The sequence below is a fragment of the Chamaesiphon sp. VAR_48_metabat_135_sub genome, from assembly GCF_031418915.1.
Classification (GTDB): domain Bacteria; phylum Cyanobacteriota; class Cyanobacteriia; order Cyanobacteriales; family Chamaesiphonaceae; genus Chamaesiphon.
This window is the reverse complement of the sequence record NZ_JANOJV010000270.1, coordinates 1-26221: the sequence shown is the minus strand read 5'-3', so window position 1 is coordinate 26221 and position 26221 is coordinate 1. Positions and strand designations below refer to the sequence as shown.

Sequence of the window (26221 nt, the reverse complement as noted above, 5' to 3'; positions counted from 1 at the left end):
TGGCAAAGCCTGCCGTAGGCACAGCCTCTCCGACAGGAGATACCGCTGGTGCAAGATGTGAGTAAGTCAATCACAAGTGGCTCTTCGCTACTTGTGATCGTCTATACTAATTTTATCAATAAAGCGTTATGCAAAATAAATGCGTATATGAAAAATAAATACGGTTTTAAAATAAAAAATGCTTTTAAAATGACTCGAACGAGACTCTTGAGCTTCCACCCACCTCAAAAAATCAATTATTGGTGGAAAATCGGTAAAATATCTTGAATTTGGAATTGCTGGCAAGAGGTAGGGCAATTCCGGTAGTTGCCTCTACCTCAGAAATGTTTTGCCACAAGTTCAAGAGTGCGATCGAGGGTATTTCCTCGCGAAAGGTGATGGGAGAACTCGATCGAGATCGCCTCAGAACGGTCTATTTTCGCAATCGATCGCGACAATCATTCGATAGTTAATCTGGCAAAAATCGAATCAAAATGGGGATGGATTAAGAGTGTGAAAAGAGGCATTATCACACTCTTGAAGTCCCAATCTCTCTTCTACCAACATTTATCAGCATAATTATCATCACTCTCCTGGAGAAGCATCGTAACCGTCTAGCCGCGATTACCGACAGTAGGCTAGACGGTTACGATCTAAATTGGCTCGAAATTATCTCTAAAATACCAGTGCCTCCTTTGCAAAATTGAGGTACCTATAAGTGTAACTATAAGTACCTGAAAATCCCCCTCCTCCCAATTTTCCTATTCCCACTATGGGTATCCTCTCCTTTCCTTGATCGATGGTTGCAGAACAGGAAAATCCGTAAATCAGCAACGCTGACTCTCTCCTGTGATGTTTTGGTTAGTTAATGGTGCTGGGGTATCGATCATCTGTTGGCGGTTTTAATAGCCCGAATATAATTTCAGTCGCGCTATCAACGTGTGCATATATAATAAATGTAGATATTTTTTATATATAAGTATAGGAAATATTTACGTTTATTATATATGCACGAAAAATAATAGATGTAAATCGATCTCGATCGAGAGAAATGTCGGAGATAGAAAGTTGCAAACTTGATGTTTTGTGACAAATAATGACAAAGCCAGCAGATATTTTATACAATAAGAGAAATAACTACCACCGAGTGCAGATGGTCGATACCACCGAGCAGCAGACGGAGCCAGTTGTCGAAATCGACTGCGACGAATTGATTGGAGTCTTTACCAACTTTTTGCAATTTGACGTTGCCAATGGGAGTGCCAGTGGCGATACGATCGTTACTTATTGGACCCAGGTAAAACAGTATTTAGAGTGGTGTCGGGAGAGTAAGCTGCTCCCTAGAGCGGCGACACGGGAGACGATGAAGATTTATCGGTGGTGGTTATTGGAGCGGGGGTATAAACCGAAAACGATCGCGATTAAATTGACAGCAGTTAGTCGGTTGTATGATGCGGCGATGGAATATGGGTTGATGGGGAGTAATCCCGCCTGGGGGATTAAACCGCCAGCAGAATCGATCGATCCGGCGGCGAGGATTACTTATCTGGAGCAGGGAGAAGCTACTATTTTGCTTCAGTCGTTGGCGCAGCCGCTCTGCGTTGGCAGACACTCGGCGAACGGAACGAGTATTGATACTCCCACCCCTTTGAAAACGCTGCGGGATAAATTATTGTTGGGTGTGATGACACTCGAAGGGACGCGGACTGTCGAGATGCATCGGCTGAATATCGGCGATGTGGTACGTCAGGGCCAGAAGGTTGGGTTGAAAGTCAGTAGTAAGCGACACACGCGGGTGGTGCCATTGACACCCCAATTAGCGCAGATATTAGAGCAGTATTTAACAACGCGGCGGGAGCATGGATTTGATTGGATGGTGGATAGTCCGCTGCTGATTAATCTTAGTAATTACGGGCGAGGGGAGCGATTATCGCGACGGGGGATTCGACAGGTAGTGGATAAATATCTTCAGGCGACGAATCTCAAGTATATGGAGGGGCGGACGCTCTCAGCACATAGTTTGCGGCATACAGCGGGGACATTAGCCCTGCGGAATGGGGCGACCTTACGACAGGTGCAGGATTTATTGGGACACGCAGATCCTCGGACTACGGCGATTTATGCCCACGTTGGGGACAGATGGGAAAATAATCCAGCTTTGAAAGTTGGTATCGATCTACTTTAGGATTTGGAGAGCTAGATTAGAACTACCGCTCGAAGTTCCAACATTTGTCTTGTCCCCGATCTTCAGTCCAGATCCGATTAGAGCTAAAATTAAGTGCTTCATGCCCGCCCGCATCGATGTCGTTGGCGTTGGCGGAAGCCCGTAGAGAATCGCACAAATAGATCGACCATTGCTGCTATGTTCCAGATTTCTCAAATCCTTAGTATTCCACTTAGCGAAATCGAGCTTAGTGCCATTCGAGCGCAAGGTGCTGGCGGTCAAAATGTCAATAAAGTAGCGACGGCAATTCATTTACGCTTTGATATTGTGGCATCATCATTACCCGATCGATATAAAGATCGACTGATGAATTTACGCGTTGGCGTAGCCTCTCCGTCAGGAGATCGCCGCATCACTAGTGAAGGTATAATTATTATTAAATCCCAAGCACATCGCAGTCAAGAACGCAACCGTGCAGAAGCTCTCGATCGATTGCGATCGTTGATTTTGACCACAAATATTGTTGTATTGCCCCGCAAGCTCAGAACGCCCAGCAAGGGACAACAGCGGCGACGATTGGAAGAAAAGAAACGTCGATCTCAGATGAAGGCATTGCGGAAGGTTGTAGAATAATTACCTATACTCTAGACTTACGCCCATCTCGCATCGGAAATCTCGATGCGGTAATTAGTTTACCGAGCAATCTCTCCAGTCAACTAATTCAAAGAGTAAAAATATTACCTTCGCCCTCGAATATTCCCCCTGCAAAACTCTCGCGAGCGAAGTTCACCCCCGATCGCCGTATCATCGTTAAAGCCCCCGCAGGTGCAACATCATATAGAAGCGAGCGAATCCAAAGTCATTCACCGCGCCACCTGGATTGCCAGACAACAACGCCAATTCGATCGATATGCCCCACCTTTACCCGCCCCCGAATGTGTCTCAATTGACGCAGCCCAATACTAGGATTGAGCTAATTGAAGTTGTCGCCACCTTTGAGTCCGACTGGCTCGTTGTGCGGGGGTAATTGTCAAGTAGCAGCGGGGACAACAGATCCCAGGTTCGTAGTGGGGTGCGGTGAGATCTGACTCGGAAATGGGGTTCCCGCAGCCCCAGCAGAGCTGATAGGTGCCTGGTTCTAGTCCGTGGGTGACGGCGACTCGATCGTCGAATACAAAGCATTCTCCCTCCCATTGGCTCTCGGTAGCGGGGATTTCTTCGAGGTATTTGAGGATACCCCCTTGAAGGTGATAGACGTTTTCAAAGCCGTGGGAGAGGAGGTAAGATGTGGCTTTTTCACAGCGGATACCGCCCGTGCAAAACATGGCGATTTGCTTGTGTTGGTGCGGATCGAGATGGGTGGCGACGTATGCGGGAAATTCGGTGAAGGAGCTGGTGTGGGGATCGATCGAGCCTTTAAATGTGCCGATTTCGACTTCATACTGGTTGCGGGTATCGATGACAAGTACGTCGGGGTTGGAGATCAATTCGTTCCAGTCTTGGGGTGTGACATAGGTACCGACAAGATTGGTAGGATCGATCGTCGGGATGCCTAATGTGACGATTTCCTGTTTGAGCCGGACTTTGAGCCTGTCGAATGGCGATTTCGTCGCGATCGATTCTTTGTGTTCTAAGTCAGCAAAACAGGTATCCGATCTGAGATAAGCGAGGATGGTATCGATGCTCGATCGAGTCCCCGCAATCGTGCCATTAATGCCTTCAGCAGCCAGCAAAATCGTCCCTTTGATGTTCTGCTGCTGACAGAGCTTTAGCAAGGGTTGACGACGATCTGGGTAGTCATCTAAGGTGACAAATTTATAAAAAGCGGCAATAATTCGATCCATAATTAGGGCTTATAGTTGGCATTTATTAATCTGAACTAGATCGTTTACAGGGATCGGTCTTGCTGTCAAAGCTTTATGCTCACAGCGTTAGGAATTTAGTTAACTAACAGTACAAATTGCGGAAATTAGAGTTACTAATCTATGGCGATCGCAAACGGTCTAATAGCATACAGTTTAAATCGATAGAATCAACGATTATATACTTAGAATTTTAATAGCAATTTGTGCTATCCCCAACCCATGAATATTATCGTGGATGGTCGTTACCAAATTATCAAACGGCTCGGCAAAGGTGGATTCGCGCACACTTATCTCGCCAAGAATCTGGCTGCACCAGGAGAACCTCAGTGTGTAGTCAAGCAATTGCGTCCGAAAGTCGAGCATCCTCGGATGTTGCAGTTATTTAATTTGGAGGCGGCAATCCTCGATCGGTTTAAGCACAATCAGATTCCCAAGATGGTAGAGTGTTTCGAGCATCAGGGCGATCGGTTTATGGTGCAAGATTTTATTGCTGGTGACGATCTGAGTAAGGAATTTACGATCGGCCATCAGTGGAGCGAGGCGAAGGTAGTTAGGTTTCTGCGGGAGATGCTCAAGGTATTGGGTTACGTGCATCAGCAGCAAGCAATTCACCGCGATATCAAGCCTGCTAATATTATCAGACGCTGGGATAATGGACAGTTGTGTTTGATTGATTTTGGGGCGGTTCAAGATTTGGATAGCGATTCATTAAATCCCACTACGGTGATAGGTACTCCAGGTTATCACGCACCCGAACAAGCTGAAGGGATTGCGACTTTTAGTAGTGATATTTACTCCCTGGGGATGACCGCAATTCAGTTTCTCACGGGACATTATCCGCTGCATTTACCTAAAAATCAATCGCAAGAGGTTGTCTGGCGAGATTTGACGAGTGTTAGCGATCGATTGGCGACGATTTTGGAGCAGATGACCCGAGTCGATCGCACCTGTCGATATAACTGTACGATGGCAGTGTTAGCAGATCTAGAGACATTATCGATCGAATTTGATGATGACAGTCAAGTGTTTTCCAATCGATTACTCGAGCTAGAAAGTAATCAACTATTAACTAGTAAAATTATGGCTGTTGCTGTCCTGATTGGATTGGGTTTGATTAGTACCGCCTCGATCGTCAGTCGCATCGAATCTTCTCCAGTAAATTTTGGTGGTGAGTCGATCGTCGAATAATAAATTATTTGAGGTCGTTTTGGCAACAGGGTTATCAAGCACTGATGATTACCGATACCGCACCTTTTCGCTATCCCCACTATCATACAGGGGAGGATACGCTCGACAAAATCGACTTTGAGAAGTTGTCTCGGGTGACTTATGGTATCAGTAAGGTAATTCGCGATTTTGTCGGTTTAGAGGGCTAATTAACCCAAGTTGCTACTTATAACCCCAGCGGTTAGAAACCGCTGCTCGTGATACGAAGTCCGCCTACGCGGACTAAATATATCAGTCCGCGTAGGCGGACTTTGCAGTGTTAGCCACGATTTCAATCGTAGGCATTCTATTAGATAGCAACTTGGGTTAATTAAGAGAATCTGACAGATTAATAGGTACGCTCGCGGTGACGCTAACACACCCTACGCAGGCAATTTTTGGTTGCTCTAGATAAATTGATGCTGGTATCCATCAATTATCAATTATCAATTATCAATTATCAACTATGTTATTACGGACTTTTCAAGTAGATGCTTTGCAGGTTGAGGTTTATCGTCAGGAGGCGGATATTGTTAGTCATCTAGTCCAACAAACCCAGTCTGATCTGAGCCAAGTCATCGCACGACAGGGTTTCGCTACGGCTATTTTGGCTTCTGGTGCGTCACAAATTAAGTTGCTCAAGGATTTGACGACATTTGGCGAGATCGATTGGGGCAGGATAACTCTGTTTCATCTAGATGAGTATTTGGGGATTAGCGGTACGCATCCAGCCAGTTTTCAGACATATATGCGAGAATTGGTAGAACAGAAAGTCAATGTTCGTAAATTCAATTATTTAGCTGGCGATACAGTCGAACCAATTGCTGAATGCGATCGATACCATCAGTTATTATCGGCACAGTCGATCGATCTTTGCTTTCTTGGTATCGGTGAGACCGGACATATTGCCTTCAACGATCCTGAAGTGGCGGATTTTAACGATCGATATCCAGTTAAATTGGTAAAATTAGCAGATAAGTCGCGACAACAACAGGTAAATACCGGATTCTTCGATCGAATTGAAGTCGTTCCTCAATATGCACTCACCCTGACTCTCCCGACAATTTGTCAAGCTCGGAAGATTTGCTGTTTGGCAATGGGCGCGAGGAAAGCGAGTATTGTGCAAACGATGCTGACTGGTGAAATTAGTCCCGCATGTCCAGCATCGATCTTGCGGCAGCATCCTGGAGCTATATTATATCTCGATGAAGCGGCTGGTAGTGGGATTTAATCCCCGCGTCGATTGTTATTTTTGGTCTACAGGCATTAGTACTGCAGTACTAATGCCTGTAGACTGGAGATCCTCGTCAGATGATATGTTTTCGATACCCCTTCATAGTCTACTCAGCTCTTGCACCAGCGGTATCTCCTGTCGGAGAGGCTGTGCCAACGCGCTGGCGGAGGTTCCCTCCAGATCTCGCTGTGACAAGACAGTACATAAAAACTGATAAAAATAGCCTCAAAATTTACTCATAAGTACCAAAAACTATCCATCTGTCCATCCACTAAACACTAGTAACTGTGTTTTGAGGCAAGATGTGAGTTGCTGAATCTAGACGATGAGTAATTGCGTTATCGTAGTAGTAATACCGATTGATTAGACGGTCAAAATAGCCCGATCGAGGTAAAATCGATGAAAGTTCTAAAGTCGATAGTTGTTGGTGCTATTGTGCTGAGTCATGCCGTGGTGACAATGGCAACAGAGGTGAATTGTAATGCAGTAGCAGTCGATGGAAGTAGCGTTAATATTACCACCGATTCAGATAGCGAACAAGTTCAATCTACCACGATTAGTCTCGATCGAGCCGATTTACGTCAGCCACATCTGCTCCGCGTGCGAGGATCTGGGAATATGGAGCGAGTAGATGTGAAAATTAATGGTAGATTGGTAAAATCGATCGTCAATGGCTCGATCGAATTAGATTTGGCTCCAATGATGAAGGTGGGAAGTTATCAAGTAGAAATATCTGGAACTTCACCTCGATTAGAGGATACAATCTCATTGACCTTTACAGGGACAAATACCAATATCAGTCAGCAATCTTCTGGTTCTGGTATCATCAAACAGATATTAGTTATCGACGTTCAATAATGATAGCTTGCATTACTAAAATGTCTGAAGATTGAAAAATGCTTAAAAGTTTTTACACGCTCGAAATGTACATCCAGCCAGGTGGTGGGCGTTATGCATTGGTGTTTGTTTCAAATTCGATCGCCGAAATTAAGCTGATAACTTAGAACATATCTGCTGGATCTGCGGCTCTAAGTTTTCTAACGGCGATCGCCCCAGAGATAATGCACATGATCGCGGTCAATAATAGTACTGTAGTCGCGCGAGCCACGGTCATCATTAGTGGTAAATTAGTCGCATTGCGAGTCATCGTATAGAGTCCAACTGCGGCAAACATGCCAGGGAAAAAGCCGACGATCGATAAAATAATCGCTTCTTGAAAAACGACAGTTAAGAGATAAAAATCGGTATATCCCATCGCTTTGAGGGTAGCATATTCAGACAAATGATCGGCGACATCCGTGTAGAGAATTTGATAAACAATCACGATCCCGACGATAAAGCCCATCACCGTACCAAGGGTGAAAATAAACCCGATGGAAGTACCAGTTTGCCAGTAACTTTTCTCGAAGTCGATGAATTGTGCTTTCGACATGACTTTCACATCGTTGGGCAAATAAGCATCGATCTCAGCAACTGCTGCTTGGACATCTGCACCTGGTTTTAATTTAATCACACCGACATCAATTAACCCCCGATCTCGACTTTTGAACATACGCGCGAAGTTGGTATCGCTCGTCATCAAATTACCATCGGCACCAAAAGATGCACCGAGTGTAAATAAACCACCCACATCAACTCTCCGCCCATCTATTTCGGTTTGAACTTTTTCGCCAGCATTAAATATTTTAGGAATGGGACCAAATTGTTCGCGAGATTTTTCATCAAATAAATAGGTATCTGGCAGTTGCATTTTTGCCAGATTTTCACTCACACCTGGGAGTTGAAAAAGTTCTTTGTCGGCGGGGTTGAAGCCAATAATCATGATCTGACGGGTATTTTTTTCTACTGGGTTTTTCCAGATACCAAAGCCCAGATAAATGGGGGTGACTGATTCGACATCTTTGAAGGCAAGGGATTGATATAGTCTGCGTCGAGGAAATGATTTCATGGCAATTAATGCCGTCGATTGGGGGCTGACGAGAAAGACATCTCCGTTGACATTAGTATGAAATTTGACGGCACTATCGAATAAAGCATCGCGAAATCCGAGCTGCATAAACATGAGAATATCAGCAAAACTAATGCCCGCGATCGCTACTAGCAACCGGATTTTCTCATGACTCAGTTGTAACCAGGCAAGAGGGATTTTTTTAAACATCTAAATTAGTGGATGGTAGATGGTGAATGGTGGATGGTGGATGATGGATGGTAATTAAGCAGAAAATGTCTTGTAGGGTGGACAGCGATCTCCCTACGATCGAACCAATAAACCACTAGCCAATAAACCACTAATTTGTGTTAATTGTAATGGCAATCTTAGAATTAGTTAGTCCTCTGACATTTGTGCTATCAGTGGGATCGATCGCAATTTTGACTTCGACTACCCGCGAATCAGAATCAGCGGCAGGATCGGTATTTAGGACATCCTGCTTGCCGATTTGGAGTCCGATATAACTGACAGTTCCGCGTAGATTTTGACCAAATGCCCCACTTTCACTTTTGATGCTCGCAGTTTGCCCGACTTTGAGCTTGCGGACATCACTTTCGTAGACTTCTGCCACCGCCACCATTTGACTGGTTTGTCCCATTTCCACAATTCCTTTGTCGCTAGGAGATTCACCCGCACGAGAGTGGACTTTGAGGATTTCACCAGCATTGGGAGCGCGAACGTAAGCTTCGGCTAGTTCGGCTTGGGCTTGACGAGCGGTAGCTCGAGCGCGGGCGAGTTCGGCTTGTGCGCCAACGACATCGACGCTGCGAACTTCGGAGATTTTATTGAGGGTGGCTTTAGCTGCGGCGATTTGTTGGGTGGTAGTCGCTAGGGTTTTGTCATAGTTGGCTTTAGCTTCGACGATTTGTTGTTGGGTGGTGGTGGTAATTTTATTTTTAGTCGCTTGATTTTCAATAATCTGCTGGTTGAGCATGGCGACAGTCTGATTGTATTTAGACTGAGCTTCGGCTAATTGTTGGCGGATGGTTTCGACTTCCAGGCGTTTGGCATCGACTTTCGTCGCTTCGATCGCCCGCTCCACATACAATTGTTGATAGCGTTTATAATCGACCTCGGCATTGCCTAGTTGAGATTGCAGGCGGCGCAATGTGGCTGTTTGAGTGGGCTTTTCGCCAGCTAGTTGCACGGTGAGAACTTGGATTTTGCCAGCTTGAGCGGCGGGTTCCCATTTGAGTTGAGCATCCAACCGCGCTTTCGTCGCTACATACGTCGCCCCATCACCTTTGAGCTGACTCTCCAGTCGGGTAATTTCGGCACGTTGGGCACCGATTTCGCCCTGCTTCGCACCAGCTTTAACCTTCGCCAGATTAGCCTGAGATACCTTGACATCCTCTTGCGCTTTGGCAAAAGCGGCTTCCAACCGTTGACGATTATCCAGCACCGCGATTATTTGTCCCCGCGTCACTTTATCGCCTTCCTTCACCCGTAATTCTGCCAGAGTCCCTTTCCCACCTTGGGTACTAGGTGCCGAAATTTTAATCACCTCGCCCAATGGCTCCAACCGCCCTAATGCAGTCACAGCTTTGGCTGTATCCTGCTTGGCAATCTCAGTTTTACTCCCTGGAGTTACCGCCGCTGACGGCTTCTGCGCCAACATCCCCGAATAGTGTAATCCGGCTGGCAAAATCAGCAGCCCTACAACAGAGGCTCCAACGGCAATCCAGCGGCTGAGGGGATTGAGGCTCTTAAATTTATCGACGACAAAGTTATCTTCTGACATAGCTCTTAAGTTTTTCCTCTCTTCGCCTTTGGAAGTTTACTGACCTGTTAGTTAGTTTAACTGAAAATAATTAATGTGTCAATTAAGATACAATTCCTGAAAGCTATGACATAATAGGATTATCAGCACTGCTCTATACTTACCAGTTAGTTAAATGGCTGGTTACGTCATCTTATTATAATGCCCGCGATCGACAAGCAAAAGACTATTAAAGCCACAAATCTGACTCGCAATTCAGAGGCGACAAAGACCCAAATCCTCGATGCAGCAGAGGCGGAGTTTGCTGTGACGGGTTTGAGTGCAGCTCGCACGGAAGCCATCGCCGCCCAGACAGGCGTGACCAAGGCAATGATCTACTATTACTTCCAAAGTAAGGAGGAATTGTATCAGGCGGTGTTAGAACGTTCTTTGGTGGGTATGCTAGACATGGCAGAGCATCTTCAACTCGATTGCTTACCGCCAGATGCGGCACTAGTCAGGTTACTCACCCAAATGCTCGAATGTATGTCTGAAAATCCACGAGTAGGCAGTATTCTCTGCTTAGAAGCAATTCAGAATAAGGGTAAGTATTATCCCAAGCAGTTGGGAAATCTGCTATATGGAACGATCGTCAAAATTTTGGAGCAGGGAATGAGTCAGGGTGTCTTTCGCCAACTCGAACCCCGTCACACGGCGGTGAATATTGTCGGTGCTTGTTCGTTCTATTTTACCGCTCAAGAAAATCTTAAATATCTTTGGCCTGGTAAACGTTTATTGGGCAAAGAATTACTCCAAAGTCACGCCCAAGAATCGATCGATCTAATTATGGCAGGAGTGAGAAATTAGCTCAACACCCACTAAGGTGGACTAAAGAATCTGGCAGTCCACTTTAGTGGACTTGATCTGTTAGCCTGGGGATGAATCCCCAGGTGGTGCCAAGCGGAGCGAAGAATGACCGCATGGAGATCCTTCTCTCGAACTCACGTTATTCACTATCCACTAATTCATGACATTTTTTAATTTTGAAGCTGATTTTGTTGATTCGTTGCGGTGCATTCCGATGATTGTGCGACTGAAATTGGATACTTGTGGTGTGAAATTAAAGTTAGCGGAATGGAATCATTTTAGTCAATCGGAATGCGAACAGTTAGTTGAATTACCATGTGAAGAAGCTGCTGATATTGCTGCATATAAAGAGTATGTGAGTAAATTAATTTTTCAACATACTAAAAATGAGGCTAGTTTACTATCGATCGATCCGCACCCGCCCTGGTTAAACGATCGAGAAATCCCCACCAGCATCGCCACCAAAGCCACCGAACAACAGGTAAATATTACCCTAACTCAATGGGCAAACCTGACACCACTGCAAAGATTCGCACTAATTAAATTAACTCGATCGCAACATGAAAATAACAACTTCCTACCAGCCTTGACAGAATTTGGATTGTCAAATTAAATCATTTTAACATTGCTAGTGTGGAAGGGCGGGTTTGAATTAAGTTTCTAGCTTCGTCCCGATCGAATTCATAAACCCTCCCCTACAGATCCTAAATCCGATGCTGAAATTCCAACAGAAAGAATCAGAACTAGTAAATATTGATAGCGGTAATCTTGCAAATAATATCGTCGTCGAAGTCAACCAACTCAATCATTACTTTGGTAAAGGCAACCTCAAAAAACAAGTCCTCTTCGATATTAACCTCCAAATTGGTAAAGGGGAAATCGTCCTGATGACCGGACCATCTGGTTCCGGTAAAACCACGCTGCTAACATTGTCTGGTGGCTTGCGATCGCCGCAAGAAGGTAGCATGAAAGTATTGGGAGTCGAAATGGTCGGTGCTAGCAAACGCCAAACAATTGCAGTGCGGCGAAATATCGGTTATATCTTCCAAGCGCACAACCTGCTCAAATCCCTCACCGCCCAACAAAACGTCCAAATGGCGGGACAACTCCACGATAATATGAGTAGTAAAGAAGTTAAAGAGCGGGCAATTGAAATGCTCGATGCCGTCGGATTGAGCGATCGCAAGTCCTACTACCCCGATAACCTCTCTGGGGGTCAAAAACAGCGCGTCGCGATCGCCCGTGCCCTGATGAGCCATCCTAAGCTGGTGCTAGCCGACGAACCGACTGCTGCTCTAGACGGGAAATCGGGACGAGAAATCGTCGAAATTATGCAGAAGTTAGCCAAAGAACAAGGGACAACAATTCTGATGGTGACACATGATAACCGGATTTTGGATGTTGCCGATCGGATCGTCCATCTCGAAGATGGTTGTCTGGCGCAAAACGATGTCCTCACCGTTAGTGACAGCTAAACAAATAATCGATCATTAACACTGACTCAAAACGATCGGTATTAATTGTCAATGATCGATCGATCGAAGTAACAATTAACAATCAAACAATTGACAGCGTTTTTGCCTGTCTTCCTAACCGCTAAAACAGACAAAATCTTATTCATTAAAATGTTTGGGGTAAACGGTTTATAAGAGTTTTGATAAATTAATGATTCAATCTGATGTTGCACCTGTCGATCGAGTTTCAGCGATTGGGGCATTGTATTGATTTCACTAGAGCACAAAAAAGCGATCGTGGTCATGCGATCGCTAATCATCCAAGTTTCTGCCGTTGGTAATTCTATTTCTGAGCCATCGCAGTCGGCAAGAGCGGTGATGCAGTCTCCCTTCCCGAGCGGTGGTTCGCGCCAATCGGCGATTGGAATCGATTCCTGACAACGTTCTAATACAGATCTAATATTACTTTTACAAATAGTTTCGTCCAACAAACCAGAAAGCGATTTCCATAAGCGGGCAGCAATTTGCTTGATATAGTCCAGATCGTATGACAATCGATCGGCGATCGATCGATAGGTACTACCCTCCCAAGTTGCCAAGACGATCGTCGATTGTAAATCGTTGAGTCTTTGTGCTTGCGATCGATCTAGGAGTCGATCGATTAATTTTACCGCTTGCTGTCCAGTCATAAGATACTAGTTAAAAAGTTATCTTTTGCACCATCAAATTGGTCAGGAGTTTTTTTATGCTCCTGAGTGACAGAATCGACTTTTCTAATAAATTCTATCTATTCGATTCGGTATTTATGTATAAGCACTATACCATTGTCGCTTACTACTACCTGTAGCTTGTTTTACAAAAATTCATATAATACTAGCTTAATAACTCACTTTTTCTCACCGACAACGCGATCGATCTGGAAGTATGCTGTAGCCATAAATCTAGATTTAAATCATCATGTCTAACAACAACTATTTTTGGCAGGGCGGTCGCAAAATTCAGATCGAGCAGACAGCAAGTGATATCACGCTAAATGCGCCCGATTTAGAAACAGCAAGAACGATAGCGGACGAAGCAGGAGTATCGTTAGAGAGAATGAATCCAGTCGGCTCTGGTTTGATTCGGGCGACTGTATCGGGAGATCGAGATCGATCGATGGCTCAATTACGCGAATTAGATAATGTTGTTCACCATGTATATCAAACGCCAGGGGCACCCGATGCTAAATATCTGATTACCGATACATTCTTCATCAAATTTAAACCTGGAACTTCACCACTAGCGATTCAAGAATTATTAGAAGCTGAAAAATTAGAACTAGTTCAAGATCTAGGCCAAAACACGCTGCTAGTTCGAGTCACAACGGCGACAAATCGGAACGCGATCAAAACAGCCAATCTCGCAGCGGCTCGTGGGGATGTAGAGTATGCCGAACCAAATTTAGTTCATCAACTACAAAAGTTTGCCTTTATTCCCACAGACGAATTATTTCCCAAACAATGGCATCTCAACGCCCCACAGAATGGAACAGATCTAGTCGCTGGAACGGGTATTTTCGCGCCGGAAGCTTGGGATCTTACTCGTGGTTCGCGAGATATTGTGGTTTGTGTAGCCGATGATGGGTTCGATCTGACTCACCCCGATTTTGCAGGGACTGGCAAAATTGTCGGTAAATTAAATGCTTTCGAGAGCAATGGAACGGTTTTTTATACAGAGGATGTCTCGCCACAGGGGGATGATTATCACGGCACACCCTGTGCTGGAGTTGCCATCGCCGAGAATAACGGACAAGGAACCGTTGGAGCAGCTCCTGGATGTGCATTTTTGGCAGTACGTTTTCCGCTCGCTTTTGATGATGCCGCCATGATTCAATTATTTAAGCGCATCTCTAGAGAAGCAGATATTGTTTCCTGTTCTTGGGGCTATGGACCGACCAACTACCCACTTAGTCGTGCATTTTCAGAAACGCTCTCTACCTTGGCACAGACAGGCGGAAAACGTGGCAAAGGTTTAGTTATTTGCGTGGCGGCTGGTAATAATAATTGTCCAGTTAAAGATTTAAACAATACGCGAAATTACAAGTACCGTAATCAATTTGGCGGCGTTGTCAATTATGGCGGCCCGATCGATCGCTGGATTGCCGCTCATCCCGACGTGATTACGGTTAGTGCCTCGACTTCACTGAAAACCCGTTCGGCTTATTCCTCCTGGGGGAAGGAGATTTGTGTGTGTGCGCCATCAAATAACTTTGACGATTTAGCCGCATCGACTCCGCGTGGTCTGGGGATCGTAACGACGGACAATGAAGATGTCGGTCTAGGTTTTACTCCAAGCTCTCGTTATACCGATCGATTTGGCGGAACATCGAGCGCGACTCCCACTGTAGCAGGTGTCTGTGGACTGATCCTGTCTCGCAATCCCAATCTGACCGCGTTGCAAGTCAAGCAAATATTACAACAAACAGCAGATAAAGACCTCAAAATCGAATCGGCAACACCTGTTAATGAACCTGGTGACTTTGTGAGCGGTTTTAGTCTGTGGTTCGGTCATGGCAAGGTGAATGCCTTTAAAGCCGTTCAAGCCGCAGTACCGACGGGTACAACCGTCGATTTACCTGTTACGGCAAACATGGCAATTCCCGATGCAGGCAGTCCTATTTTTAGCAAATTGGAGGTTTCACAAACGGGGATTATTACCGATCTGCGGATTAGTGTTGACATCACACATACCTATATTGGCGACCTGCAAGTTGATATTTTGGCACCAAATGGCACTTCGGTATCTTTACACGATCGCAGCGGTGGTACTCAAAACGATCTGCGCACGATTTATACAGCCTCTCTATTACCAGCATTAAATGGGTTGGTCGGGAAGTCCATCGGTGGAACTTGGACTTTACGGGTGGTGGATACATGGAGAATCGATGCGGGACAGCTCAACTCTTGGCGATTGATTGCTAAAGTAACAAATGCATAGTGTCTCATTCTCGATCGACTCGAATAGCCGATCGGCTAAATATATCAACATCTGGAGTAGCAATTGCTACTCTTTTTTATAAAAGTTGTATTTTTTGGTTTCGACAGATAAAAGCTACTATATCGGCTATTTCTTTACAAAAATTGATAAAATCTGTAATAAATAACTCACTTTTTCTCACTGACAGGTCGATCGGGTTAAGTGTATTATTTGGTCGGGAATAGATGATTTACGCCTGCAACTACTTGCGACCAGAAATTAGGAGATCGAAAAATGAAATTTGGAATTGATTGCGGTCATAATTGCCCACCTGAAGATACTGGGGCGATCGGCATTAAAAGGGAAGATCCATTGACCTTGGATGTTGGGCGTAAATTAATGGCAAAGTTAGCCAGTGCTGGACATAGTGTTGTTAATTGCACGCCCAATAGTGCGAGTACTCTGGGAGAATCGCTGAGGAAAAGAGTAGATAAAGCTAATAGTAGTGCTGTCGATATTTTTGTTTCAATTCACTTTAACAAGTTTTTAGATGGTACGGCAACTACAGACAGCGCAATCGGCTGTGAGATTTATGCACTTAGTAATATAGCTGCAGCGATCGCCCGACCAGTACTCGGGAAAATTGCCAATTTAGGATTTAAGAATAAAGGAGTTAAATCGGCTAATTTCTTTGTATTGAAGAATACATCAATGCCTGCAATCTTGATTGAAGTCTGCTTTTTAGATTCAACTGCGGATATGAATTTATTTAACAGTGTTGGTGCCGATCGGATTGCTGAAGCGATTAAAGATGGGTTGATTGGCGATAATGAAGACGAGGGAAATTCTCGCTCGGGAATTCTCAAAATTTCAGCGGCAACCATTCTCAAACCATCTACAGAGCAAGGATCGGAATTACCACCTGCATCTTTAGTCAATATCGATCCAGGCAATTATCCCGTTCTTGATTTTGGGTTTGAAGAGAGACACTGGTGGGTAAAATGGCCGGATAAAAGCAAGGCAAATCGGGACAAACATTTTATCTTCGAGAAATTTGGCAGGGTCGAACCAAATTAAAAATCGACTCTAATTTTAGATTTTTCATGAATTAATATTTGAATTACAAGGAATAGATGGAATATGAGCACGGTTGGTGAAATTATTACTAGTTCGGCTAATGGCAATTGCAGCACCGCATCAGTTCGCAAATTAAGTTTGCAAATCATTGCTGAAATGAACATCATCATTCCTAATGTTTTAGTCAGTTTTGATGACTTGAATATCGATTCAGCTACTCCGGCAGTTAATTTGTATCTACAGCCAGGTGCAAAAGATGCCTTACGACGAGTTATTCGTGCTAAGGGAGAATCGTTAACAATCACTTCCGCTTATCGAACAGTTGCTCAACAACATCTATTATTTAGTTGGTATAAACAGGGAAAATGTGGAATTAGTTTAGCTGCAACACCTGGTAAGAGCAATCATGAAGATGGTTTAGCGATCGATGTACCAGATCCCGCTAATGCCACATGGCGAAGCGAATTAGAAGATGAAGATTGGGATCATTTAGGTGATAACGATCGATTCCATTTTACCTATCGCGGTGGTGGTAGAAACGATATCGGTGATATTGGTGTTAAGGCTTTTCAACGTTTGTGGAATAAGTCTAATCCTGGCGATCTAATTACGGTTGATGGGGATTTTGGCTCACAAACAGCAGCCAGAATGAATCGATCGCCTGCGGCAGGATTTCCCACTGCAAGATTACTAAAACTTGTCAATCCACCACTCCAAGGAGATGATGTTCGCAAAGTCCAACAAGCACTAGTTAATGTGGCGTTACTTCAAAGTACCGATATCAATAGTATTTACGATTCAAAAACTGCCGATGCTGTAGGTAAATTTCAAGCAAATCGTAATTTATCCGTAGATAAAGTAGTCGGATTGGCAACTCGTCGAGAACTGGGTATTCCCAATTAAATCCAATCTGTGAGTTAATTTTTATTCTCAACCCAATTCCTAATTTAAACCATGAGTAATTTTAAAGTTATTTCATCAGGATTGAATTTACGTTCATCTCCAGTAGTTTCTCCTGATAACCAAGTAGTCGATTCTGATAATAACAAGGTAGTTTTGCCAAAAGGTCAAATCGTGACGCGAATTGGCAGCGAACCAGCTAGTGAAAAATGGTGGAAAGTCCGCACTATTGTCAATGGCAATACTTTAGAAGGATTTGTGAGTAAATCTTTTCTAGCTGCATCAACAAAATTTAGTTTTCCCCAGCCAGATAATAGCATCATTGGTAATAATCTAGATCTCTGGGCAACTTTTTATTATATTCCCGAAGTCGATGACAATCCTAATGGTGTTGACTTATTGGACATCAGTGGTAATAAATTGGGGGTCAAATTAGCCGATCGAGATTGGTGTAATGCCGCATTAGAAGGTACTGTCAGCGTGCGTACTGCCGATGGCAAAGTTAAAACCTTTAATTTTGCAGGTGTGGGGGCAACATCTCAAGTCGATTGTCGCCCCTTTTTTCCCAATTTGACAACGATCGAGAAAACAAATAAAAGTCGATTTGCTATATCTAAAGGAAAGTTTGGGGAAGGAGTTAATGGATTAAAACTAGTGCCATATCGGAGTATTGCCGTCGATCGAACTGATATTGCGATCGGTACTGTAATTTATATTCCTAGTGCGAGAGGTATAAAAGTGATTTTGCCCAGTGGAGAAACTGACACACATGATGGTTATTTCTTGGCTGCTGATGTCGGCGGCGCGATTAAAGATCATCATATTGACGTTTTTATTGGTGTAGCAGATACAAATCCCTTCCCCTTTGTCAAAAGCGTAAATACCGCAATCTTCGAGGCTTTTATCATCACTAGTGATTCGATTATCGATAAATTAAAAGCAGCCCATATAGCCTAATACCTGAAGAGCCTAAAGACTAAAATCTCCGCTCATGATGCAAAGTCCGCATTTCTGCCTCAACTACTATCTTCAATACTTATTTGCAAATCTTAACAAGATCTGCGATTAACAACTCACTTTTTCTCACTGACAACTCGATCGAGTTCGCAGTAAACTGTAAGCTATCAAATTTCAAATAGTTCGAATCGATACTTACGAAACAAAAAATATATGTCTTTAAATCCTGCTGGTTCTAAACCAATTATTAGTGCTAGATTTGGCGGAATTGAATCTGGCACTTGTACGCTATTTATCAGAAAACCTCCCGCAAAGCAGTGGCTGAAAATTAAGACAATTACAAACAATCCCATTGCCCCGAGTCCTATCGAGATAGATCCATCAATATATTTAGGAAGTGGCAGTTCGATCTCAGACTTAATAGGTGCTGAAATTCGTTACAATGTCTTATTCCTAGATGTAGATGGAGATGAGCAAATAAATTGTTCGTTCGATCTAGAAATAACACAAGACGGAACAGTTATCGAGCGCAAGAGTGACAACAAAATAGATCGAGATGTCGAGTTCATTTTCTTTTCACAAACTTTCACCCTTGCCTAAATAATAACTACTTTTAGCATTTAGGACTAAATCATGAAAAAAATATTTGCAATCGATCTTTTTTTGTCACTTTTATTAATTAATTTAGGTACAACTGCTGTCTTAGCAGATACTTTTATCGATCTAAGTTTCGATTCGAGAGTTAATGCAACAGATAGCAAACAGCGGACTCGATCGAACAATCTCAATACCCAAATTGCTCAAAGTATCACTCCTTTTGCAGGAAAGCAACCAATTGGTTGGTCTCAGCGAGATTTTGCAATCCCTGATTCTCCTGCGGGTAAATTAATTGGTTCTTCTACTGCAAAAATTCCAAATATCTCAACGCCTGGAGCATTATCAACCAATTTATTAAATGGATTAAATTCAGATGGAAAATTTGCAACTGGTATTGCAATAGATACAGTTCCATATTTAATTTTTCGGGGTTCTGGCATGACCCTTGAAGAATATCAACAGGGAGGATTACCGCAATTTTTATCTAATACATCCTTTTCTATTGCTACTCACAAAGAAACCGCAAGTGATACCGCTCGTGTTGGATTAGCCGCTCAATTTAAGTTGATTAACAAAGGCGATCGACGGATGGATGAAAAATACTTGAAAAAGCTAGAGAATTTTGCCAAAACCATTACAGAGCAAGCAAGTTTTGGCGATCTAACAACCGACGAACAAAACAAAGAAATTGGGAAAGAACTTAAAAAGTTTAAAGAATCGCCAGAATATACTGTTGAAATTAATCGCCTAGAACAACAGCCAATCTGGACAGTCGCAGTCGGTACCAGTTTTATTACGCCAACGGGGAGATATTCAGATTTACGCGGAGATGGAATGGGCGTGTGGACTACCTATCGAGAAGGTATTGGTGGTAATTCTCAATTAATCTTTCATGGTGCATACCGCAGTGGGGAAAGAATTGCCGATTCAAAAGGTGCTTTTTTTAATGGAGATACTCTACTATTGGGTACTCGAATCAGGATGGGTGAAGAAACAAATTCACAATTTTCATTAGAGGCAGCATATAACATTGAGAATAGACAAGGAAGTACATCAAATAGCTACTTGTCTTTGGGAGTTGGATTAGAACAAAAAGTTGTTCCCAAAGAAAACCTCTGGTTAATATTTTCGTTTAATAACGATATCGGTCGTCAAAATGGTGGCGATTTTAGATTTAACTCTGGCATTAGATGGGAGTTCGGCCCAGCAGGTAATAACTAAACTAGTATGACAACAATTGATAAATAATTTCAGAGGTATTTATGGGCGTATTTAATGAGTTTCTTGAAAAGATTGTAGAATACAATACTCCCTCAGAGTGGAGAGAAAGTTTTAAGTTGACTGTTGCTGCTGCTCTCGCCTGTGGCACTTGGTATGTTTTAGGATGGCTGATTTGTTCGCAATTTAGCAATAGTGTAGCTTTCGCTGAAAAAATTGCGGCTATTCCGCCTGGAGATAAAGATCGAATTGCTCTAACCAAAGATGCGAACGAGACAGTCAATAAGACTTCTAGTTCTCTCTATGCATTTATCACACCGTTTGCAACTGCCATTACTGGATATTTTTTCATATCTTCAGGTACTTTATCAATTAAAAAAGATAAAGATCGTTCGCCAAATGAAAAAGCTGAGAAAAGTTAATTTTCAAAAATATAGTATTTGATAATCTTGCTAGAAATTTTGTTTGGAGCTAATCTATTATGGCAACGGATTACATTATCTTTGTTCATGGCGTAAATACTAGAGTTGAAGCTGACTTTAATCGGCAAGCTACTGAAATGTTTACTAAAATCAAAGCTGAGATGAAGGAGAATTCAGCGAGGACGATCGAGCCAGTTATATTATTTTGGGGAGATGTAGCTGAAAGACCGATAAGCTTACTGATGGAAGGACTCGATGCTTCGCCTACCTGGAAAGATTTTTGGTTTAAAGAATTTCGGACGACTCAGGTTATTCCTTTTGTTGGTGATGCTGCGCTCTATTTAAGCCGTAAGGTGAGCGTTGAGATTATTAAACAGATGACAGCACAAGCATTAGAGCAAATTGGAGTCAATCTAGATGAAATGAAGCACAAGTCACCAGAAGATGGCGATCGATTACATCTAGTTACCCATAGTTGGGGTACTGTTATTTTATTCGACATTATGTTTGCAGATCGCTGGGAAGATGCTAGCCTTACTTCAGATATTCGTGAAGCTGTCGATAATCTTCGCAGTAGTTTTTTTGGAATTGGCAAGCCAGAGATTAAAGATTTTGGCATTCCGATCGCGAGCATTCATACAATGGGATCGCCAATTTCACTATTTAATTTACTCAATGCCTCTGGTGCAAAGAGTTTTAACCTGACACCGAAACTAAAAGAGTTTCTAAGTTCTTTGTATGAAAAAACAGGTAAACCTTTACCTTGGTTTAATTATACTCATCCAGGCGATCCAATTGCCTATCCATTAAAAGGTGTGATGGATTTATCGCTGGATGAGTCTAATCAATTTGTTGAAATCGAAGATGTGATGACTCCTGCTAATTCTTGGCTACAATTTGCAAATCAAAGTATATTGTCAATAATTCAAGGTGGAGAAGCTCATGCTAGTTATTGGACTAGCTCATTAGTAAGCAAAACGATCGCACGGGTAATTCGATCGACTTAGAACACTGGAGCAATTATTACACTTTGTTCTGAAAGATTAAAAGACGTAAATAAATTATCGATCGGGATCGGGTCTCGGATATAGATAGTAAGTTGCGAAATATTTTGCAAGTTCACTCACTCTTTGCTATGGCTCCTCCTAAACGGATCGGTATTCTCACCAGCGGCGGTGATTGTGCTGGATTAAATGCCGCAATTCGGGCTGTCGTCCATCGGGCGATCGATACTTATAATTGGGAAGTAATCGGGATTTTCCGCGCGACTCAAGGTTTGATGGAACGCCCGATCGGTGCGGTAAAATTGACAATACCTTTGGTCGATCGACTATTGGTGATGGGTGGTACTTATCTGGGTACCACGAATAAGGGGAATCCTTTCGCCTTTCCGATGGAAGATGGGGAATTGCTCGATCGATCTCCAGAGATTATTGAAGGTTATCACCAATTGGGGCTAGATGCCCTTGTAGGCATTGGTGGCGATGGTAGCCTCGCCATCTTACGAAAAATCTGTCAACAGGGTGGGATGAACTTTGTAGCTATCCCTAAGACGATCGATAACGATGTCGGAGTCACCGAACACTCGATCGGTTTTGATACGGCGGTAAATATTGCCACCGAAGCACTCGACAGGCTCCACTTTACCGCCGCTAGTCACTCGCGGGCGATGATTCTGGAAGTGATGGGGCGCGACGCGGGACATATCGCCATTAGTGCGGGAATTGCTGGGGGTGCGGATGTAATTCTGATTCCCGAAATTCCTTACACGATCGAAAATCTCTGCGAGCGGATTCGGATGCGTCAAATTGAGGGGAAGAATTATTCCCTAATTATCGTCTCGGAAGCAGTGAAAACTGAATGCGGGGAAATAGTCCAGGTGGATACCAATCGCTATGGCGGGATCGGGCACTATTTAGCGACCAAAATTGCTGCTGAAAGTGGGGCAGAAACGCGGGTAACTACCTTGGGACATACCCAACGTGGGGGGATGCCTTCACCACTCGATCGATTGATTGCGTCGGCGTTTGGGGTCGCTGCGGTCGATCTGATTGCCGAGGAGAAGTTCGATCGAATGGTAGCATGGCAACGGCGGGAAGTAATTAGCGTGCCGATCGAAGAGGCGATCTCCCTATACTGTGCGGTTAATCCTCAAAGTACGCTGGTGAAAACTGCGCGGGGTTTGGGCATATATTTGGGCGATTAAAATAAGTCAAATTTGGAGAAGGGGCAATTCATGAAGCGGCGTTTTTATTCGGGGGGAACCCCCGAATAAAAAAACGACAAGACAGCGGCTCGCGCTCCTCGGGTTACCCGAGGGTTTATCGAGACAAGACAGCGAGACAAGACATTGCCCCTACCCAAAATCGTAATGACGATCGAACACCTATACGTCGGTAGTATCTTGTTCGGCAACTTTACCAAACAAATATCGATCGCCAATATACTTTAAGATTACCCTGCCCGACTTAGGATCGTCTCTTTCTACGATCGGTTTAACAACTACGCCTTCCCTACCATGTGTACCACCGACTAGCGAATTACCATCAGAAAATTCTCTGATAACTTCGAGAGAAAAAACACCCTCATATACTAATGGAACCTGCTCTACATGATGTCGATCGCACAGAGATTTAAAAATGGGATAATCGACATATTTACCATCCAACATCAGATCGAAGGCGCGGAAATTCATTCTTTTCTCACCATAGGTATAAGCTTGAATTCCTTGCCCATAAACTTCACCATACAAAATAGCTTGTTTATGTCCTTGACTTTGCAAATCTGCTAGGAGATTTTTGACTCCAATTAATGTATGGGGAAACCAGTAAGTATTTGCCACCATTTCAGTTGGCTCTTCTGGTTCTTTGCGCCGTAAAGTTCTGGAACCAGCCATAATTGTCGGCTGTTCTTCGTCAGTATGCCAAACAAACCCAACTCTACAATTAGACCCGTGGACTTTTTCTGTCGCGATAACTAATTCCCCTTCTTCTAATAATTTGGGGTAGCTTCGCATATTTTCCAGGTTGGTATATTTAGGGAAATAAGGATCGTCACTCGCACTATCTCCAGCTTGTGCTTTAATCGGTGGATAGTATTTAGTCGCACTATAAAACTCGGCGACATCTGCACCTAATTCCATCCCCGCTTCTGGCTGAACTACCAATCCAAACGATGGTTCGCCGCGTAATTTAATCCGGTGAACTACTAACACTCGATCGCCATTAATATCGGTTTTTTCAGATAGATACGCACCGACATTCAATCGATCGGCAACTTCTTTTGTCAGAACAGTTCCTTGCTCGAAATAAACAACTAGATCGCCTGGTTGATGCACGCCCTTTTTGACGCACATTTGCCAACCTTGAACTGTAGCTAATTCCAGCGCATCGGCATTATCATGGGGTTTAATCTCCAAAATTTCGCAAACTTCGACTTTAATCGTACTCATGTCTAGATGTGAGTGAATAGACTCTGCATATATATATATAGTTTAAGATATAAACTAAGAATTCTGTTTTTCAATCGTCTCTACAGCACCAGATTGCGAGGTAATCTCCCATGACAGCTATTATCAGCACATCAGCAAATGTCGAAGTCAGCAATCGACAACAATCGGCTACTTGGGAGGATTATCTTTTCCATGTCGAAAACCCCCATAGTCAGCCAGAGCGAGTATTTTTTCATCAAGGCGTAATTTGGATTGAGGATATGGGTAACGAAGGTATCAATCACGCACGATTTAATAAATTGCTCACAATGCTCTTGTATAGTTGGTTTGCCAAACAAGGAGATGTCAAATTCGATCTACTTGGTGGTTGCGTGCTGGAAAAACCACAAACTCAAGGAGCTGCACCTGATGAAGTCGTGTATATTGGAGAAAACTCTCCTCAGTACCAAGGTGGTTCGCGCCGAGTCGATCTCAGTCAATGGCGGGTACCAGATTTGATTGTAGAAATTTCTGATACTACTCTAGCAACCGATTTGGATCGAAAGAAACAACTCTATCTAAGTTTAGAAATTCCTGAATATTGGGTAGTTGATGTCAGAGGAAAGCAGGTTTTTGCCTTTCGGTTGGTTGATGGTAAATATCATGAGTGTACTGAATCTACTGCACTTACCGGATTGCCAATTCAATTATTAGAAGAAACTCTGATGCAGATGGATAATGTTAATGGTAATGCTGCACTTTGGTTCGCCGCTCAATTAGAAAATCTTGAGGTATTTGTAGGATCGATCGAATAAGAGAATAATTAAACAATATTATTTTACTCAATCATAAAAATTAAGGAGATTTGAATCCGCATTTTGTCGAGCATTTCTCACCTTTAGGAAATCCATTTGGTGGAGCTTGCTTTATGCGGCTTGCAGTTTCTGAATCATAAAGACCATTTTCGGTAAGTTTATCTTGTGGATGATTGAGATTCCAAAGCTGTTGAAAAGATTTAATTGAAAGTGTTCCAATATCGAGACTTTCCGATCCACTAAAACTAAAATGAACTGGATCGCTTTTCCCCATCCAACTCCAACCTTCAGCTTCTAAATAAGATTTCCAGCCTTCAGCATCTCCAATATCAATTGCTAAACCAGTCTGATGATTACTTTTCCCAGGTGTAGCTGCTAGTGCTATACCACCTATTCCTTGCTTATAGTAGCTATAAATTATGTGTTGCGAAATAATCGATCTATACGCAGCATTAACTGTTAATTTTTTACCACGATTTTTAATAGCTTTTTCTAGAGCTAACTTCGCGGCTGGTTGCAAAAGTGGAAGAGTAGAATGATTTAATTCTACATTTGTGTTGTCACTGAAAGTCACAAGAGAATTAGGATAATCTCTTTGCAATATAAATAAAATCTGACGATCGAGTTCACGAACCTTTTCACTTATGACTCCATTAGTTACTTCAGGTGTTAAAGCAGCTACAGTGTTATAGGTTGGTAAACTTTGAGGATCTTTTTCAGCAATATCTTTTAATTTATCACCTTTCAAACTTTGAATGACACCAATATCAACCAAGAATTTTAAATTTTTCACTCGCAAATCTTGACTCGGCGTTTCAAGTGCTTTTTGAATTAAGGTATATTCAAATTTATTTCTTTCCAAATTAAGATTTGCATTGCTTTGAAGAAATGCACCAATCCCTGTGACAATCAAACCAGAAAATGCAGTTATAACTCCAAGAATCAAAGGTGAAGTAAACCATAATCCTTTATTATCATGCTTGATTTTAGCTTCAACTTCTTTCTCCTTTAGAGCAAGCTCCCTCTCCTTCAGCGCAAATTCTCTTTCACTTGAAGTTGGATCGGTTGTTATTTTAATATTTTCGTCTTCAGGCATGTCTTGTTCAATTCCTCAAGTTCTCTAGGTAATAAATTCCTACTAACTAAACAGTTGCCATCCAATTAACGCATTTCTGCATCTGCTCGCGCATAGTTTTTACATCTGCATGATAACGTCTGCCATGACCTGGTAAAACCCATTCAAAATCATATTCAGCTAATTTTTGCATAGATTTAAGCTGTTCTGCCCAGGAATACCAACAGAAATCTCGAAAGGCTCCCAAATGTCCGAGGCGGCGACTGAAAGCAAGATGATCGCCAGTAAATAGGAACTTGTGTTTATATAATAGAACT

At 43.1% G+C, this 26221-nt stretch carries 27 protein-coding genes and 1 pseudogene; 21 read left to right on the top strand and 7 right to left on the bottom strand.

Annotated features, from left to right (window positions below):
* Nucleotides 1-263: 263 nt before the first annotated feature.
* The 4 genes from RMO55_RS19100 (at nucleotide 264) to RMO55_RS19085 (ending at nucleotide 3109) form a co-directional block, all read left to right on the top strand.
* Nucleotides 264-452 (top strand): hypothetical protein, encoded by a 189-nt coding sequence (locus tag RMO55_RS19100; RefSeq protein WP_310429250.1) that lies wholly within the window; start codon nucleotides 264-266, stop codon nucleotides 450-452.
* 623 nt (nucleotides 453-1075) lie between these two features.
* Complete coding sequence (locus tag RMO55_RS19095) at nucleotides 1076-2164, top strand: tyrosine-type recombinase/integrase (protein ID WP_310429248.1); 1089 nt, start codon at nucleotides 1076-1078, stop codon at nucleotides 2162-2164.
* Between the two features lie 177 nt (nucleotides 2165-2341).
* Nucleotides 2342-2776: an alternative ribosome rescue aminoacyl-tRNA hydrolase ArfB gene (gene arfB / locus RMO55_RS19090; protein ID WP_310429246.1), complete on the top strand. Its 435-nt coding sequence runs from the start codon at nucleotides 2342-2344 to the stop codon at nucleotides 2774-2776.
* Nucleotides 2777-2968: 192 nt separating this feature from the next.
* On the top strand, nucleotides 2969-3109 hold the full coding sequence (locus RMO55_RS19085) for a hypothetical protein (RefSeq protein ID WP_310429244.1): 141 nt from the start codon (nucleotides 2969-2971) through the stop codon (nucleotides 3107-3109).
* On the opposite strand, the gene RMO55_RS19080 is transcribed toward RMO55_RS19085, so the two are convergent.
* Nucleotides 3106-3987, bottom strand: coding sequence for a rhodanese-related sulfurtransferase (locus tag RMO55_RS19080; RefSeq protein WP_310429243.1), 882 nt, complete (start codon nucleotides 3985-3987; stop codon nucleotides 3106-3108). The two genes, RMO55_RS19085 and RMO55_RS19080, sit on opposite strands and share 4 nt — an antisense overlap.
* Nucleotides 3988-4227: 240 nt before the next feature.
* On the opposite strand from RMO55_RS19080, the gene RMO55_RS19075 reads away from it, so the two are divergent.
* From RMO55_RS19075 to RMO55_RS19060, 4 genes are all read left to right on the top strand, one after another.
* Nucleotides 4228-5196, top strand: coding sequence for a serine/threonine-protein kinase (locus RMO55_RS19075; protein WP_310429241.1), 969 nt, complete (start codon nucleotides 4228-4230; stop codon nucleotides 5194-5196).
* Nucleotides 5197-5204: 8 nt separating this feature from the next.
* On the top strand, nucleotides 5205-5384 hold the full coding sequence (locus tag RMO55_RS19070; RefSeq protein ID WP_310429239.1) for a hypothetical protein: 180 nt from the start codon (nucleotides 5205-5207) through the stop codon (nucleotides 5382-5384).
* Between the two features lie 296 nt (nucleotides 5385-5680).
* The gene (locus RMO55_RS19065; RefSeq protein WP_310429237.1) at nucleotides 5681-6445 is read left to right on the top strand and encodes a glucosamine-6-phosphate deaminase; all 765 of its coding nucleotides are present in this window, start codon (nucleotides 5681-5683) and stop codon (nucleotides 6443-6445) included.
* Nucleotides 6446-6847: 402 nt separating this feature from the next.
* Nucleotides 6848-7306, top strand: coding sequence for a hypothetical protein (locus tag RMO55_RS19060; protein WP_310429236.1), 459 nt, complete (start codon nucleotides 6848-6850; stop codon nucleotides 7304-7306).
* A 142-nt stretch (nucleotides 7307-7448) separates the two neighbouring features.
* Here the strand turns inward: RMO55_RS19060 and devC are convergent, their stop codons facing one another.
* A complete protein-coding gene (gene devC, locus RMO55_RS19055; protein ID WP_310429234.1) occupies nucleotides 7449-8606 on the bottom strand; it encodes an ABC transporter permease DevC in 1158 nt (385 codons plus the stop codon).
* 130 nt (nucleotides 8607-8736) lie between these two features.
* Entirely contained in the window at nucleotides 8737-10179 is a 1443-nt protein-coding gene (locus tag RMO55_RS19050; protein WP_310429232.1) for an HlyD family efflux transporter periplasmic adaptor subunit, read from the bottom strand.
* Between the two features lie 180 nt (nucleotides 10180-10359).
* Between RMO55_RS19050 and RMO55_RS19045 the strand changes: the two genes are divergently transcribed.
* The 3 genes from RMO55_RS19045 (at nucleotide 10360) to RMO55_RS19035 (ending at nucleotide 12479) form a co-directional block, all read left to right on the top strand.
* Nucleotides 10360-11004 (top strand): TetR/AcrR family transcriptional regulator, encoded by a 645-nt coding sequence (locus RMO55_RS19045; protein WP_310429230.1) that lies wholly within the window; start codon nucleotides 10360-10362, stop codon nucleotides 11002-11004.
* 160 nt (nucleotides 11005-11164) lie between these two features.
* Nucleotides 11165-11617, top strand: coding sequence for a nitrate reductase associated protein (locus RMO55_RS19040; protein WP_310429228.1), 453 nt, complete (start codon nucleotides 11165-11167; stop codon nucleotides 11615-11617).
* A 100-nt stretch (nucleotides 11618-11717) separates the two neighbouring features.
* Nucleotides 11718-12479 carry a DevA family ABC transporter ATP-binding protein gene (locus RMO55_RS19035; RefSeq protein ID WP_310429226.1) on the top strand — a complete coding sequence of 254 codons (762 nt, stop codon included), beginning with the start codon at nucleotides 11718-11720 and terminating at the stop codon, nucleotides 12477-12479.
* A 41-nt stretch (nucleotides 12480-12520) separates the two neighbouring features.
* Here the strand turns inward: RMO55_RS19035 and RMO55_RS19030 are convergent, their stop codons facing one another.
* Nucleotides 12521-13147, bottom strand: coding sequence for a hypothetical protein (locus RMO55_RS19030; protein ID WP_310429224.1), 627 nt, complete (start codon nucleotides 13145-13147; stop codon nucleotides 12521-12523).
* Nucleotides 13148-13415: 268 nt separating this feature from the next.
* Between RMO55_RS19030 and RMO55_RS19025 the strand changes: the two genes are divergently transcribed.
* The 9 genes from RMO55_RS19025 to RMO55_RS18985 all read left to right on the top strand — a co-directional run bounded on the left by RMO55_RS19025 (nucleotide 13416) and on the right by RMO55_RS18985 (nucleotide 22790).
* Complete coding sequence (locus tag RMO55_RS19025; RefSeq protein ID WP_310429222.1) at nucleotides 13416-15434, top strand: S8 family serine peptidase; 2019 nt, start codon at nucleotides 13416-13418, stop codon at nucleotides 15432-15434.
* Nucleotides 15435-15707: 273 nt separating this feature from the next.
* Entirely contained in the window at nucleotides 15708-16490 is a 783-nt protein-coding gene (locus RMO55_RS19020; protein WP_310429220.1) for an N-acetylmuramoyl-L-alanine amidase, read from the top strand.
* A 63-nt stretch (nucleotides 16491-16553) separates the two neighbouring features.
* Complete coding sequence (locus RMO55_RS19015; protein ID WP_310429218.1) at nucleotides 16554-17393, top strand: peptidoglycan-binding protein; 840 nt, start codon at nucleotides 16554-16556, stop codon at nucleotides 17391-17393.
* Between the two features lie 51 nt (nucleotides 17394-17444).
* Nucleotides 17445-18347: a 3D domain-containing protein gene (locus RMO55_RS19010; protein WP_310429216.1), complete on the top strand. Its 903-nt coding sequence runs from the start codon at nucleotides 17445-17447 to the stop codon at nucleotides 18345-18347.
* A gap of 213 nt (nucleotides 18348-18560) precedes the next feature.
* Nucleotides 18561-18947 carry a hypothetical protein gene (locus RMO55_RS19005; RefSeq protein ID WP_310429214.1) on the top strand — a complete coding sequence of 129 codons (387 nt, stop codon included), beginning with the start codon at nucleotides 18561-18563 and terminating at the stop codon, nucleotides 18945-18947.
* A 33-nt stretch (nucleotides 18948-18980) separates the two neighbouring features.
* Nucleotides 18981-20165, top strand: a complete 1185-nt coding sequence (locus RMO55_RS19000; RefSeq protein WP_310429212.1) for a hypothetical protein — start codon at nucleotides 18981-18983, stop codon at nucleotides 20163-20165.
* 41 nt (nucleotides 20166-20206) lie between these two features.
* Nucleotides 20207-20584 carry a hypothetical protein gene (locus RMO55_RS18995; protein ID WP_310429210.1) on the top strand — a complete coding sequence of 126 codons (378 nt, stop codon included), beginning with the start codon at nucleotides 20207-20209 and terminating at the stop codon, nucleotides 20582-20584.
* 59 nt (nucleotides 20585-20643) lie between these two features.
* A complete protein-coding gene (locus RMO55_RS18990; RefSeq protein ID WP_310429208.1) occupies nucleotides 20644-21591 on the top strand; it encodes a hypothetical protein in 948 nt (315 codons plus the stop codon).
* 128 nt (nucleotides 21592-21719) lie between these two features.
* Nucleotides 21720-22790: an ATP-dependent 6-phosphofructokinase gene (locus RMO55_RS18985; protein WP_310429206.1), complete on the top strand. Its 1071-nt coding sequence runs from the start codon at nucleotides 21720-21722 to the stop codon at nucleotides 22788-22790.
* Nucleotides 22791-22970: 180 nt separating this feature from the next.
* On the opposite strand, the gene RMO55_RS18980 is transcribed toward RMO55_RS18985, so the two are convergent.
* Nucleotides 22971-24035: an RNA ligase (ATP) gene (locus tag RMO55_RS18980; protein WP_310429204.1), complete on the bottom strand. Its 1065-nt coding sequence runs from the start codon at nucleotides 24033-24035 to the stop codon at nucleotides 22971-22973.
* A gap of 110 nt (nucleotides 24036-24145) precedes the next feature.
* On the opposite strand from RMO55_RS18980, the gene RMO55_RS18975 reads away from it, so the two are divergent.
* A complete protein-coding gene (locus RMO55_RS18975) occupies nucleotides 24146-24829 on the top strand; it encodes a Uma2 family endonuclease (protein ID WP_310429202.1) in 684 nt (227 codons plus the stop codon).
* Between the two features lie 40 nt (nucleotides 24830-24869).
* On the opposite strand, the gene RMO55_RS18970 is transcribed toward RMO55_RS18975, so the two are convergent.
* Complete coding sequence (locus RMO55_RS18970; RefSeq protein WP_310429200.1) at nucleotides 24870-25925, bottom strand: M15 family metallopeptidase; 1056 nt, start codon at nucleotides 25923-25925, stop codon at nucleotides 24870-24872.
* A gap of 46 nt (nucleotides 25926-25971) precedes the next feature.
* Nucleotides 25972-26221: pseudogene (locus tag RMO55_RS18965) on the bottom strand (MBL fold metallo-hydrolase); the annotation flags it as partial.